We start from the raw sequence: 12,300 nt of genomic DNA on the forward strand, positions 1-12,300 counted from the left end.
AAACGTAAAATTGAAACCATGAACGAAACCATTCAGGTCGGTGTAGTGATGGGCTCGAACTCCGATTGGGAGACGATGCGCAACGCGGTCGAGATTCTCCAGCAATTCGGAATCGGGCACGAAGCCAGGGTGGTCTCGGCCCACCGGATGCCCGACACGCTCTTCGAATACGCCGAAAGCGCCGCCGGGCGCGGGCTGGCCGCGATCATCGCCGGCGCGGGCGGCGCGGCCCACCTGCCGGGCATGCTGGCCTCCAAGACCACGGTGCCGGTGCTTGGCGTGCCGGTGGCCAGCCGCCACCTGCAGGGCGTCGATTCGCTCTACAGCATCGTGCAGATGCCCAAGGGCGTGCCGGTCGCCACCTTCGCCATCGGCAACGCCGGCGCGGCCAACGCGGCGCTGTTCGCGGTGTCGATGCTGGCGGTGAACAACCCGGCGCTGCGCGCGAAGCTCGACGCCTTCCGCGCCGCGCAGACGGCGGCCGCCGAGGCCATGACCCTGCCCCCGGCCCCCGCTGGCGAGGCTCCCCCCGTGTCTCCTTTCTCGCCGCAAGGCGGAGGTGCCCTGTGAGCAGCAAGAACGGTGACCTGCCCATCCTCCCGGGCGCCACGCTCGGCGTGCTCGGCGGTGGACAGCTGGGGCGCATGTTCGCCCACGCCGCCCAGCGCATGGGCTACTTCACGGCGGTGCTCGATCCCGACACCGACAGCCCCGCCGGCCGCGTGAGCCACCACCACATCCACACCGACTACGACGACGTCGACGGCCTCGCCCGCCTGGCCGGCCTGGCCGACGCGGTGACCACCGAGTTCGAGAACGTGCCCGCGCCTTCGCTGGAGCATCTCGCGGTGGCGCGCCCGGTGTCGCCCGCCGCGCCGGCCATCGCCATCGCGCAGGACCGCATCGCCGAGAAGGCGCACTTCACCCGCTGCGGCGTGCCCTGCGCGCCTTACGCCGTCATCGAGACCGCCGCCCAGCTCGCCGCCGTCGACGACAACCTGCTGCCCGGCATCCTGAAGACCGCGCGCCTGGGCTACGACGGCAAGGGCCAGCAGCGCGTGAAGACGCGCGCCGAGCTGGTCGACGCCTGGCAGGCCACGGGCTGCGTGCCCTGCGTGCTCGAGAAGATGCTGCCGCTCGAATTCGAGTGCTCGGTCATCCTCGCGCGCGGCCGCGACGGCCAGATCGTGCACTTCCCGCCGCAGCGCAACCTGCACCGCGACGGCATCCTGGCCGTGACCGAGGTGCATGCGCAGAACATGCCCAAGACGGTGGCGCAGGGCGCCGTCAACTCCGCCAAGAGCATCGCCAACGGCCTGGGCTACGTGGGCGTGCTGTGCGTCGAGTTCTTCGCGCTGGCCGACGGCTCGCTGGTCGTCAACGAGATGGCGCCGCGCCCGCACAACAGCGGCCACTACACGATGGAAGCCTGCGACGTGTCGCAGTTCGAACTGCAGGTGCGCACCCTCGCCGGCCTGCCGCTGGCCGCGCCGCGCCAGCACAGCCCCGCGATCATGCTCAACCTGCTGGGCGACCTGTGGTTTCCCGCCGGCGCCGACGGCAAGGCCGACAAGCCGGTGTCGCCGCACTGGAGCGAGGTGCTCGCGCTGCCCGGCGCGCACCTGCACCTCTACGGAAAGATCGAGCCGCGCCGCGGCCGCAAGATGGGCCACCTCACCCTCACCGGCGCCACGCTCGAGGCGGTGCGCGCCACGGCCTCGCAGGCCGCGCTGCTGCTGGGCCTGCCGGCGGTGAGCACCACCGACCTCGCATGATCCTCGACGGCCGCACCCCCGAAGCCATCGCCGAGGCGGCGCGCGTGCTGCGCGCGGGCGGGCTGGTGGCCTTCCCGACCGAGACCGTGTACGGCCTCGGCGCCGACGCGAGCAGCGACACGGCCGTGGCCGGCATCTTCGAGGCCAAGGGGCGGCCCTCCGACCATCCGCTGATCGTCCACGTGGCGGCCGGCACCAAGGGCATCGAATCGCTCTCGCGCTTCGCCCAGCCGCTACCGGCCTTCGCGCAGAAGCTGGTGCAGGCCTTCTGGCCCGGTCCGCTCACGCTGATCGTCACGCGCCAGCCCGGCGTGGGCGCGGCGGCCGCCGGCGGGCAGGACACCATCGGCCTGCGCTGCCCCTCGCATCCGGTGGCGCAGGCGCTTCTCGAAGCCTGCGCCGAGCAGGGCGTGCCCGGCGTCGCGGGGCCAAGCGCCAACCGCTTCGGCCGCGTCAGCCCGACCACCGCGCAGCACGTGCACGACGAGTTCGGCGACGACCTGCTGGTGATCGACGGCGGGGCCTGCGACGTGGGTATCGAGTCGACCATCGTCGACTGCAGCCGCGGCGCGCCCGTGCTGCTTCGCCCGGGCCTCATCACGCGTGCCGAGATCGAGGCCGCCTGCGGCGAGAAGCTCGCCGACCGCGAAGTGCTGGAAACGCCCGACCCGCGCGCCTCGGGCACGCTCGAAGCGCACTACGCGCCGAACGCCAAGGTGCGGCTGATGGACGCCAAGTCGATCCAGACCGGCCTCGACGTGCTGGGCGCGAATGCCGCCCACATCGCCGTGTGGTCGCGCACGGCGGTGCGAAGCCGCTCGCAGCGCGTGCTGCTGCGACGCATGCCCGACGACGCGGCGGCGAGCGCGCAGCTGCTGTTCGCGGTGCTGCGCGAGTTCGACGCGCAGGGCGTCAAGCTGATCTGGGTCGAGACGCCGCCCGACACGCACGACTGGGAAGGCGTGAAAGACCGCCTTCAAAGGGCGTCGGCCGCTTGAACCTGGCTAACGGCTAGCCCCCAGGCTTGCCCACTTCGTGTGGCCGCCCACCCCCTTGCAGGGGGCAACACCAGCGGCCCGGCAAAGCCGGTTCCGCGGTGTTCCTGGAATGGGCTCTTCGTTCAGCCTCCGGCTGCGAGGACACCCTGGAAGAAGCCTCGCGCGGAGGCCAGGCAGAACGGCGGCGCCAGCGTGCCGTGGTACGCCAGAGTGACCGCCTGTGCCTTGTCCGATGCGCTGCCCGACGTGTTCTGCGCCAGCAGGGCCTTGGCCTGCGCGAAGCCGGCGCGGGCGGTCGAGTAGGCGTCGATCGCTGCCGAATCCTCCAGGTCCACCACGGACAGCAAGCTCGACGGCATGCCCTTGGCGCGGAAGTAGCCCGAGGTGGCGCGTGTGCTCACGAAGTTCACCGTGGGGTCGTTGGCGCCGCCGCACATCAGCACCGGCCGGGTCGGCACCCAGTTGCGCAGGTCGTTGGCGATGGCGGCCTTGCGAAAGCCCGTGGACGGCTTGCAGTCCAGCGGCGAGGTCGTGCTCAGCGAGGCCGCCGTGGCTGGCAGCGCGTTGCCGGCGCAGGGGTTGCCCTGGATGTCGCCGGCCGCCTGCGTCAGGAAGCTCTGCTTGATGAGGTTGTTGGCGCCGTAGAAGATCGACAGCTCGGGGCTCACCGGACCCGGCGTGGCGTTGGCCGGGAACAGCGCGAGCTGCGGCAGCTTGCCGCTGGAGAACAGCGTGCCGGGCGAAGTGCTCGGCAGCAGGGTGTCGATGCCGCTGGCGTACTGCGCCTCGTACACGTCGCTGGTGGAGCCGTAGACGTTGCCGAACTGCTGCTGCCAGCTGGTCGACAGCAGCGGCACGAACAGCGTGGCGCCCAGTGCCGGCCAGCCCAGGTAGGTGTAGTCGGTCAGCAGGCTGATGGCCGAGGGCGCCGACAGCGGCGCCGATGCCGTCACGGCCTTGCCGTTGGCCTGCATCTCGCGGTGCGCCGCCATCGCCACGTAGCCGCCCTGCGAGTAGCCGGTGATGAAGAGCGAGCCGGCGTCGTTCGCGCCGATGCCCGAGAAGGTCTTGCGCGCCGCGGTGAGCGCGTCGACCATGTCCTTGCCCTGCTGGTCGCCGTTGAGGTACGGGTGGTAGGGCAGCGTCGACTTGTCGTAGCCCGCGTAGTTGGGCGCCACCACGATGTAGCCCTGCGCCGCGAACATGGCGGCGACCATCAGGCCCTCGCCGGCGGCGGCCTGCGTGCTGTCGGTCCACTTCGCCAGGTTGTAGGCCTTGGCGGCGGTGGTGCCGTGGGCATAGAGCACCACCGGGCGCTGGCCGCCGCAGGCCACGTCGGAGCCGGTGGGCACCATGATGGCGGCGGTGGCGTTGGTGGCCTCGTTCTTCGCGCCGACGGTGCGGTACTCGAGGTAGCGCAGGTCCACGCCGCACTTGGGCGTGCCCGCCACCTGCAGCAGGGCCTTGCCCTGGTCGCTGGCCTGCAGGCTGGCGGTGAACTGGGTGGCCGTCAGCGCGGCCGTCTTCTCGGGCGGGTCGGTGACCACCGAGCCCCGGCCGTTGTCGACCGCGGGCGGCGGAACGCCCACCCCGATGCCGATGCCTCCTCCGCCCCCGCCACCACCGCCGCAGGCGGCGAGCAGCAGCAGCGTCGCGGCGCTTGCGACGGCCGTGAAGGCGCCGGTCTTGCGCAGGGATCTCGAGGACTGGGGATGAGGCTGGTTCACGTGATGTCTCCTGCGCTGGTGCGCTTGGCTTGTCTGTATGGAATCGAACGACCGTCCGATTCTGTGCAGCGGCATGGTCGTGCGCAAGCGGGCGTTTGCCCTCAGAAAACTTCAGTACACAGCGCTGCAAGCCAGCCAGCCGCCGGCCATGCAGGCGGCCTTCAGGCCTTCAGTTGTCCTGCGAGGCCCAGTCGACCAGCGCGTCGAAGGCCGCTCGCGCGGCCCCGGCGTTCTCGCCGTTGGCGATGGCCACGAGCACGTAGCGGCGTCCGCTCGCGCCGTCCACGTAGCCGGCCACGCCCGAGGCGTCGCGCAGCGTGCCGGTCTTCAGGTGCGCCGAGCCGCCCGAACGCAGCGTGCGCTTCTTCAGCGTGCCGTCCACGCCCATGGCCGGCAGCGAGGACATCAGCTCCGGCATCACCGGCGAGCGCCACGCCACCTGCAGCATGCGGCCGAGCGCGGCGGCGCTGATGCGCTCGTCGCGCGACAGGCCCGAGCCGTTCTCGAACACCGGCTGCGCCTCGCCCGTGCCGATGCGCTCGCGCCACCACTGGCCCAGCGCCGTGCGCGAGGCCTCGAAGGTGCCGCGGTTCTTCTGCGCCAGCCCGATGGTGAGGAACAGCTGCTGCGCCATCACGTTGTTGCTGTACTTGTTGATGTCGCGGATCACCTCCGCCAGCGGCGGCGACTCGAACTCGAAGGCCGGCTTCAGCCCCGCCGGCACGCGCCCCTCGCGCATCTGGCCGCCGACGCGCCCGCCCATCTCGGCCCACATGCCGCCGATGGCGCGCATGGCGTAGGTGCGCGGGTCGCCGTAGGCCACGGCCCAGCTCTTCTCGCCGCAGCCGCTGGGGAAGCCGCCGTTGAAGCGGATGCGGTTCACGTCGCTGAAGTCGGCGCGCAGCGTGCCGCGCCAGTCGCCGCATTCGCCGGGCACCAGCGCCACGGTCTGCGGCATCGCCACGCTGGCCAGCGGGGGCTCGTAGCTCACCCGCGCGATCTGGCCGGCACGGTCGGGCGCGAAGGTCATGTTGACCGACTTGAAGTTCACCAGCAGCGCGTCGGGCGAGGCGTTGTAGGGGCGCAGCGGCTCGCCGTCGAAGGCGGCGGGGTCGCTTTCCACCGTGGTCTCGAAGGCGCTGCGGTCGAGGACGATGTCGCCGCTCACGGTGCTGATGCCCAGCCCCTGCACGTGGCGCAGCAGCAGCCACACGCGCTCCAGCACCAGCTTCGGATCGCCCTGGCCCTTGATGTAGAGGTTGCCGTTGAGCACGCCGTTGTTCACCGTGCCGTCGACGTAGACCGGCGTGGTCCAGCTGTAGGCCGCGCCGAGCAGGTCGAGCGCGGCGTAGGTGGTGACCAGCTTCATGATCGACGCCGGGTTCACCTGCGCCTGCGTGCGCCAGGCCAGGCGCGGCTGGCGCGTGCCGTCGGCCTCGGCGACCAGCATGGTCACCGACTCGCGCGGCACCTTGGCGCGGGCGAGGGCGGCTTCGACCTGGGTCGGAAGGGCTTGCGGTGCCTGTTGTTGGGCGAGTGCGCCGGCCGGAGCCAGCGTTGCGAGAGTCAGCGCGCAGGCGAGTGCACGGGGGACACGACGAAAGGCGAAAGGCATCCGCCCATTATCCCGGCGGGAAAACGTGCAGCTTCGCGTGATACAGCAGCATCACCGTCTTGGCGTCCGCGATGCGCCCGTCGGCCACCATGGCCAGCGCCTCGTCGATGCCCACCTCCAGCACCTCGATGTCCTCGCCTTCCTCGGCCAGCCCGCCGCCTTCGCCGACGCGCATCGAGGGCTCGTAGGGCGCGACGAAGAAATGCAGCTTCTCGGTGACCGAGCCCGGGCTCATGAAGCACTCGAAGACCTTGCGCACCTCGCCCAGCCGGTAGCCGAGCTCTTCCTCCACCTCTGCGCGGATGCGCTCCTCGGGCGCCGCGTTGTCCAGCAGGCCGGCAGCGGCCTCGATCAGCAGGTCGTCGTGTCCGTTCACGAAGGCCGGGTAGCGGAACTGCCGCGTCAGCAGCACGGTGCGCCGCTCGAGGTTGTAGGGCAGCAGCGTGGCACCGTTGCCGCGGTCGTAGGTCTCGCGGTGCATGCGCTGCCACTGGCCGTCATTGCGGCGCCAGTCGAAGGCGGTGGTGCGCAGCGTGTACCAGTTGTCGGAGAGCAGGGTGACTTCGTGCACCCGGACGCGGTCGTGGATGGTCATGGCGGCGAGCATATGCGCACATTCGTGCAAAAACAAGAAAAAACGTGCAAATTCCGGCGCGAGCCGATACCATCGGCCGATGCTCACCAGCCAGCGCAAGCAACACATCCTCTCGGTCCTGCAACGCGACGGCAACGTCGTCGCCAAGTCGCTCAGCGAAGAACTCGGCCTGTCGGAGGACACCATCCGCCGCGATCTGCGCGAGCTGGCAGCCGAGGGCCTGCTGCTGCGCGTGCACGGCGGCGCGCTGCCGCTGGCGGCGGCCGAGGCCGACCTCGCCGGCCGCCAGCAGCTCGCGCCCGACGAGAAGATCGCCATCGGCCGCGCCGCCGCGCGCCTGGTGAAGCCGGGGCAGGTGGTGTTCATCGACGGCGGCACCACCGCCGTGCAGCTCGCGCGACACCTGCCGGCGAACCTGCGGGCCACGGTGGTCACGCACAGCCCGTCCGTGGCGGTGGAACTGGCTTCGCATGCCGGCGCCGAGGTGGTGCTGATCGGCGGGCGCCTCTTCCGGCATTCGATGGTGGCGGTGGGTTCGGCGGCGATGGCGGCCATCTCGCGCATCCATGCCGACACCTACTTCATGGGCGTCACCGGCGTGCATGCCGAGGCCGGGCTGACCACGGGCGACCTGGAGGAGGCAGAGATCAAGCGCGCGCTGATGGCCTCGGCGGCCGAGACGGTGGTGATGGCCTCGTCGGAGAAGATCGGCGCGGCGTCGGCGTGGGTGGTCAACCCGGTGGCGTCGGCCGGCACGTTGCTGGTTTCGCCGCAGGCTCCGGCGGGGGCGCTGGCGCCGTTGCGCCGGGCGGGGTTGACGGTCCTGCGCAGTGACGGTGCGGATGACGCGAACGCAGCCGATATCGCAGGCCGTGCTTCGGGATTGCCCGGCCCTCGATAATCGCGGGGATGCCTTCCGTCCCGCCCAAGCTGCTCGCCTTCGATACCAGCACTGAACACCTGTCCGTGGCCGTGATGCACGGCGACAGGCTGCTGGCGCACGAGGGTGCCGGCGGCGCGCAGGCCTCCAGCACCCTTCTCCCGCTGATCCGGCAGCTGCTGGGCGAAGCCGGCCTCGCGCTGGCCGAGCTCGACGCCATCGCCTTCGGCCGCGGCCCGGGCTCCTTCACCGGCCTGCGCACCGCCTGCTCGGTGGCGCAGGGCCTGGCCTTCGGCGCCAAGGTGCCGCTGCTGCCGGTCGACACCCTGCTCGCGGTGGCCGAGGAAGCGCGCCATGCCTTCGGCGCGCAACAGGTGGTGGCGGTGCTGGATGCCCGCATGGACCAGGTCTACGCCGCGCGCTACGACTTCGCGGCCCATGGCCCGCTCGGCCAGCCCGAAGGAGGCGAAGAGCCCCTGCTGCTGTCGCCCGAGGAGCTCGACGTGCCCGCCGGCTGGGCCCTCGCCGGCAATGCCTTCGCCGCCTACGGCGCGCGCCTGGCCCCGGCCTCCGCCCGCCATGAGGCGCTGCCGACGGCCGTCGCCATGCTCCGGCTGGCGCCCGCGCTGCTCGCCGCCGGGCGCACCGTGCCGGCCGCGCAGGCCTGGCCGCTCTACGTTCGCGATAAAGTGGCGCAAACCACCGAAGAGCGCGCCGCCATCAAGGCGGCCGCTGCACGCTAGACACCCTCGCATGAGCGCCGTCCTCCAACCCGTCGAAGCCCGCCTCGAACCGCTCACCGTCGAGCGGATCGATGCCGTCTGCGCGGTCGAGCAGACGGCCTACAGCCACCCCTGGACGCGCGCCAACTTCACCGATTCCATGGCCGTGGGCTACCACTGCCAGTGCCTGCTGGCCCCCGGCGCGGCGCCGGGCGTGAATTCGCCGGTCACCCAGCTGGGCGAGACGCTGATCGGCTACTTCGTCGCCATGAAGGGCGTCGACGAGGTGCACCTGCTGAACATCACCGTGGCGCCGGCCTTCCAGCGGCAGGGCTGGGCGCCGCTCATGCTCGAGGCGCTGGGCGGCTGGTCGCGCGCCGAGGGCGCGCAGTGGCTCTGGCTCGAAGTGCGCCAGAGCAACCAGCGCGCGCTCGACATCTACCTGCGCCAGGGCTTCCGCAGCGTCGGCGTGCGCAAGGGCTACTACCCGGCGTACGACGGCAAGCGCGAGGACGCGGTCGTCATGAGCCTGCGCCTGAACGAAAGCACCACCGCCTGGGGAGGCCTGCGATGAGCGGCGCTGTGCAGACACTGAGGCTCGACGCCCGCCAGCGCGCGATGCTCGACGAGATGGGCGTGAAGGTCTGGTGGCCTGTGCCCGAGGCGGTCGAGGTGGCGGCAGCGCCCGAAGCTCCGGCGCCCGTCGAGGACGAAGTGGTCATCGTCGACGAGCGGCAGGAAGTCGAAATGCCGGTGGCCGCGCCGCCGCCTGTCGCCCGGCCTGCCGTCGCACCGGTGCAGGCCCCCGCGCCGGCTCCGCGCGCCGCCGCGCCAGTCACCCAGGGCGCAGCCGTTCTGGTCGAGGCACCCTGCCGCCTCTATGCAGATGCCGATGCCGGCGCGGAGCCCGCACAGGGCGGCTGGCTGGTCGTGGCCGACATGCCCCCCGAAGCCGACGGCCGCCACGGCGATCCCTTCGCCGGCGACGCCGGCCGCCTGCTCGACAACATGCTGCGCGCCCTGAAGCTGCACGATGGCGGCACGCCGGTGCACCTCATGCGCACCCACCGCGGCGTGGCCGCCGGCCAGCCCGGCAGCCCGCGCGCCATGGACGAGGCCTTCGGCGAGCATGCGGCTGCCATCGCTCCGCGCGTCGTGCTGGCCATGGGCCCGCTGGCCGCGCAGAGCCTGATGCGCAGCGGCGACCCGCTCGGCAAGCTGCGCGGCCGCGTCGTTCCGCTGGATTCCGCCGGCGGCGCGGCGATGGTGGTGGCCACCTACCACCCCGCGTACCTGCTGCGCAATCCGGCCGACAAGGCCCGTGCCTGGGCCGATCTCTGCCTGGCCGCCGAGCAGCACACGCCGGCGTCGAACTGACGGGCTGGCGTGGTTCCGGGGCGGCCCGCCTAAAATCGGGCCTCATGACTTTTCTCGACAAGCTGGCCGCCGCACAGCAAAAAAACGGTTCTTTGCTTTGCGTGGGGCTCGATCCGGAGCCAGCCAGGTTCCCGGGTCAGTTCAAGGGTGACGCCACCCGCATCTACGATTTCTGCGCTCGCATCGTCGACGCCACGGCCGATCTGGTCATTTCCTTCAAGCCGCAGATCGCCTACTTCGCCGCCCATCGCGCCGAAGCCCAGCTCGAGAAGCTCATGGAGCACATGCGCCGCAACGCGCCCCACGTGCCCGTGATCCTCGACGCCAAGCGCGGCGACATCGGCTCCACCGCCGAGCAGTACGCCCTGGAAGCCTTCGAGCGCTACGGCGCCGACGCGGTGACGCTGTCGCCCTTCATGGGCTTCGACTCGGTGGCGCCGTACCTCAAGCACGAGGGCAAGGGCGCCTTCCTGCTGTGCCGCACCAGCAACCCGGGCGGTTCCGACCTGCAGGGCCAGCGGCTGGCGGACGTCGAGGGCCAGCCCTTCCTGTACGAGCACGTCGCCAAGCTGGCGCAGGGGCCGTGGAACCTGAACGGCCAGCTCGGGCTGGTGGTGGGCGCGACCTACCCCGCCGAGATCGAGCGCGTGCGCGAGCTCGCGCCCACGGTGCCGCTGCTGATTCCCGGCGTCGGTGCACAGGGCGGCGATGCGGTCGCCACGGTGCGCGCCGGCTGGCGCGCCGATGCGCCGATCGTCGTGAACTCGTCGCGGGCGATCATCTACGCCTCGTCGGGCGACGATTTCGCCGAAGCGGCCAAGAATGCGGCGCGCACGATGCGCGACACCCTCGAAGCGGCCAAGCCCTGAGCCTCAGGCTCTACGGAGCCTTGTAAAAGCCTCGAACTCCCAGTTCCGCATCCCCAGCAGCAGCGTGTAGCCCTCGCGGTCCTTGGCGGCCAGTTTCTGGTCGGTCTGGTGCTGCTGGGCGAAGTCCTGCGCCACGCGCTGCAGGCGCTCCAGGAAGGCGGGCGCCAGCGAGCGGCTGATCTGGCCGTGCACCAGCAGCAGGCCCTCGGCCGGGCCGTCGAAGCCGCCCTTGTAGTAGTCGAGTACCACGTTCTCGCGGAAGAACTCCATCACCGGGCCGTGCGGCCGCCAGCGGAAGGTCTTGGCGAGCTTCAGGCGATACCGGTTGAGCGGGCGCAGCTCGATGATGCCGATGCGGTCCAGCTGCGCCAGGAAGCCGATGCACTCGGCCTCGCTCACGCGGTAGGCGGCCACGATCTGCTCAAGCGTCCACTGGCTCAGCACGCTGATGGCCACCAGCAGCAGCTTCTTGTCCTTGACCACCGCCTTTTCCTGCTCGTGCGTCAGCTCCTTCAGCAGCGGCTGGGCGTCGGCCACGCGGCGCGCCAGTTCGGCGAAATCGATCTTCAGCGCCCGGCAGATGGCGTCCACGCGCGACAGCGGCATGTCGCTCTTGGCCAGCATCCGCTTGACGCTGGATTCGGCCATGTCCAGCGACCGCGCCAGGTCGGCGTAGGTCATGCGGGCGTTCTTGAGTTCGTTCTTGAGGGCTTGGACGAGATCGACGGTGGTACTCATGGGCCGGAAGCGTACACGGGCGTCGGCAAGTATCAATTGGAGATACCACCGGGTGTGAATTAGTACCTCGTATCGATTCTCGATGCCTCTGGAGGGGTCCGGACCCTAAATTCCGCCCCACGTTCAGACCACCACCGAGGACCGCCATGCTTCTGCCCTCTCTCAGCCGCCGCGAACGCGGGTTGCTTTTCACCTTCGCGCTGCTCACGTTGATCGCCTTCTTCGGCCCCGAGCTGCCGGCCGCCGACGTGGCCATCGCCTCGGTGTTCGCCGACAACCGCGCCTGGCACGGGCTGCCCAACGCCATGGACGTGCTGAGCAACGTCCCCTTCGTGGTGATCGGCCTGTGGGGCCTGTACCGGCTCAACCGCATCGACCGCTCGCACCAGGAGGCGCTGTCGCAGTTCCCGCTGGCTCCGCCCGCCAGCGACCCGCCGGACAACACGCTCGACTGCGCCTGGCTGTTCTTCGCCGGCCTGATCGCCACCGCCGCCGGATCGGCCTTCTACCACCTCATGCCCGACGGCCCCCGGCTCGCGGCGGACCGCGCCGGCATGGCGGTGGCATTCGCCGGGCTGATCGGGGTGGCGGTCTGCGAACGGGTGAGCCAGCGCGCCGGCTGGCCCGCCGCCTGGTTCGTGCTGACTGCCGGCCTGCTCTCGGCCGAGGTGTTCCAGGAGACGGGCAACGTCATGCCCTGGGCGCTGGTGCAGTTCGGCGGCATGGCGCTGGTGCTGACGCTGGCGCTCTCCACGCCGATGCGCAAGTCGGTGGGGCTGAAGCTGGGCTGGGTCATCTTCTTCTATGTGCTGGCCAAGGGCTTCGAGATGGCCGACCACCAGATCTACGAGTTCACGCGGCATACGGTGTCGGGCCACACGCTCAAGCACCTGACGGCCTCGCTCGCCGGGCTGCCCGTGGTGTTCGCCCTGCGCAAGCTGGAGATGCGCTGGGAAGCCGCGCTGCGGCACAATCCGGGCGCCGCCGCCGTGGCCGCATGAGGA

The 12,300-nt window shown here is 70.9% G+C and carries 13 protein-coding genes; 9 read left to right on the top strand and 4 right to left on the bottom strand.

Features of this window, described 5'->3' with window-relative positions:
• The first annotated feature begins 18 nt into the window (after positions 1–18).
• From purE to BMY35_RS05840, 3 genes are read left to right on the top strand one after another with little or no spacing between them, the layout of a single operon-like run.
• Positions 19–570: a 5-(carboxyamino)imidazole ribonucleotide mutase gene (gene purE / locus BMY35_RS05830; protein ID WP_093196053.1), complete on the top strand. Its 552-nt coding sequence runs from the start codon at positions 19–21 to the stop codon at positions 568–570.
• Positions 567–1,775: a 5-(carboxyamino)imidazole ribonucleotide synthase gene (locus BMY35_RS05835; RefSeq protein WP_093196054.1), complete on the top strand. Its 1,209-nt coding sequence runs from the start codon at positions 567–569 to the stop codon at positions 1,773–1,775. The genes purE and BMY35_RS05835 overlap by 4 nt, the downstream gene beginning before the upstream one ends.
• Positions 1,772–2,773 carry an L-threonylcarbamoyladenylate synthase gene (locus tag BMY35_RS05840; protein WP_093196055.1) on the top strand — a complete coding sequence of 334 codons (1,002 nt, stop codon included), beginning with the start codon at positions 1,772–1,774 and terminating at the stop codon, positions 2,771–2,773. Before BMY35_RS05835 ends, BMY35_RS05840 begins: the two co-directional genes overlap by 4 nt.
• Positions 2,774–2,895: 122 nt before the next feature.
• On the opposite strand, the gene BMY35_RS05845 is transcribed toward BMY35_RS05840, so the two are convergent.
• The 3 genes from BMY35_RS05845 to BMY35_RS05855 form a co-directional block, all read right to left on the bottom strand.
• The gene (locus BMY35_RS05845) at positions 2,896–4,500 is read right to left on the bottom strand and encodes an alpha/beta hydrolase family protein (protein ID WP_093196056.1); all 1,605 of its coding nucleotides are present in this window, start codon (positions 4,498–4,500) and stop codon (positions 2,896–2,898) included.
• A gap of 169 nt (positions 4,501–4,669) precedes the next feature.
• Positions 4,670–6,115 (bottom strand): D-alanyl-D-alanine carboxypeptidase/D-alanyl-D-alanine endopeptidase, encoded by a 1,446-nt coding sequence (dacB, locus tag BMY35_RS05850; RefSeq protein WP_093196057.1) that lies wholly within the window; start codon positions 6,113–6,115, stop codon positions 4,670–4,672.
• A gap of 7 nt (positions 6,116–6,122) precedes the next feature.
• Positions 6,123–6,710: an NUDIX hydrolase gene (locus BMY35_RS05855; protein WP_093196185.1), complete on the bottom strand. Its 588-nt coding sequence runs from the start codon at positions 6,708–6,710 to the stop codon at positions 6,123–6,125.
• Between the two features lie 79 nt (positions 6,711–6,789).
• Between BMY35_RS05855 and BMY35_RS05860 the strand changes: the two genes are divergently transcribed.
• The 5 genes from BMY35_RS05860 to pyrF are packed head-to-tail and all read left to right on the top strand — an operon-like array spanning position 6,790 to position 10,558.
• Positions 6,790–7,611, top strand: a complete 822-nt coding sequence (locus tag BMY35_RS05860; RefSeq protein ID WP_093196058.1) for a DeoR/GlpR family DNA-binding transcription regulator — start codon at positions 6,790–6,792, stop codon at positions 7,609–7,611.
• 8 nt (positions 7,612–7,619) lie between these two features.
• Positions 7,620–8,333 (top strand): tRNA (adenosine(37)-N6)-threonylcarbamoyltransferase complex dimerization subunit type 1 TsaB, encoded by a 714-nt coding sequence (gene tsaB, locus BMY35_RS05865; protein ID WP_093196059.1) that lies wholly within the window; start codon positions 7,620–7,622, stop codon positions 8,331–8,333.
• Positions 8,334–8,343: 10 nt separating this feature from the next.
• Positions 8,344–8,886, top strand: coding sequence for a ribosomal protein S18-alanine N-acetyltransferase (rimI, locus tag BMY35_RS05870; RefSeq protein WP_093196060.1), 543 nt, complete (start codon positions 8,344–8,346; stop codon positions 8,884–8,886).
• A complete protein-coding gene (locus tag BMY35_RS05875; RefSeq protein WP_093196061.1) occupies positions 8,883–9,689 on the top strand; it encodes a uracil-DNA glycosylase family protein in 807 nt (268 codons plus the stop codon). The genes rimI and BMY35_RS05875 overlap by 4 nt, the downstream gene beginning before the upstream one ends.
• A gap of 44 nt (positions 9,690–9,733) precedes the next feature.
• Positions 9,734–10,558, top strand: a complete 825-nt coding sequence (pyrF, locus tag BMY35_RS05880; RefSeq protein WP_093196062.1) for an orotidine-5'-phosphate decarboxylase — start codon at positions 9,734–9,736, stop codon at positions 10,556–10,558.
• A gap of 3 nt (positions 10,559–10,561) precedes the next feature.
• On the opposite strand, the gene BMY35_RS05885 is transcribed toward pyrF, so the two are convergent.
• Positions 10,562–11,296 carry a helix-turn-helix domain-containing protein gene (locus BMY35_RS05885; protein WP_019653935.1) on the bottom strand — a complete coding sequence of 245 codons (735 nt, stop codon included), beginning with the start codon at positions 11,294–11,296 and terminating at the stop codon, positions 10,562–10,564.
• A gap of 146 nt (positions 11,297–11,442) precedes the next feature.
• On the opposite strand from BMY35_RS05885, the gene BMY35_RS05890 reads away from it, so the two are divergent.
• Positions 11,443–12,297 carry a hypothetical protein gene (locus tag BMY35_RS05890; RefSeq protein WP_093196063.1) on the top strand — a complete coding sequence of 285 codons (855 nt, stop codon included), beginning with the start codon at positions 11,443–11,445 and terminating at the stop codon, positions 12,295–12,297.
• Positions 12,298–12,300: the final 3 nt, after the last annotated feature.

It is taken from the genome of Variovorax sp. YR750, assembly GCF_900109805.1.
GTDB lineage: Bacteria > Pseudomonadota > Gammaproteobacteria > Burkholderiales > Burkholderiaceae_C > Variovorax > Variovorax gossypii.

Excerpts from the sequence above, each read along its gene's own strand:
- purE (WP_093196053.1), top strand. The coding sequence starts at position 19 with ATGAACGAAACCATTCAGGTCGGTGTAGTGATGGGCTCGAACTCCGAT.
- BMY35_RS05840 (WP_093196055.1), top strand. The coding sequence starts at position 1,772 with ATGATCCTCGACGGCCGCACCCCCGAAGCCATCGCCGAGGCGGCGCGC.
- dacB (WP_093196057.1), bottom strand. The coding sequence starts at position 6,115 with ATGCCTTTCGCCTTTCGTCGTGTCCCCCGTGCACTCGCCTGCGCGCTG.
- BMY35_RS05855 (WP_093196185.1), bottom strand. The coding sequence starts at position 6,710 with ATGACCATCCACGACCGCGTCCGGGTGCACGAAGTCACCCTGCTCTCC.
- BMY35_RS05860 (WP_093196058.1), top strand. The coding sequence starts at position 6,790 with ATGCTCACCAGCCAGCGCAAGCAACACATCCTCTCGGTCCTGCAACGC.
- tsaB (WP_093196059.1), top strand. The coding sequence starts at position 7,620 with ATGCCTTCCGTCCCGCCCAAGCTGCTCGCCTTCGATACCAGCACTGAA.
- rimI (WP_093196060.1), top strand. The coding sequence starts at position 8,344 with ATGAGCGCCGTCCTCCAACCCGTCGAAGCCCGCCTCGAACCGCTCACC.
- BMY35_RS05875 (WP_093196061.1), top strand. The coding sequence starts at position 8,883 with ATGAGCGGCGCTGTGCAGACACTGAGGCTCGACGCCCGCCAGCGCGCG.
- pyrF (WP_093196062.1), top strand. The coding sequence starts at position 9,734 with ATGACTTTTCTCGACAAGCTGGCCGCCGCACAGCAAAAAAACGGTTCT.
- BMY35_RS05885 (WP_019653935.1), bottom strand. The coding sequence starts at position 11,296 with ATGAGTACCACCGTCGATCTCGTCCAAGCCCTCAAGAACGAACTCAAG.
- BMY35_RS05890 (WP_093196063.1), top strand. The coding sequence starts at position 11,443 with ATGCTTCTGCCCTCTCTCAGCCGCCGCGAACGCGGGTTGCTTTTCACC.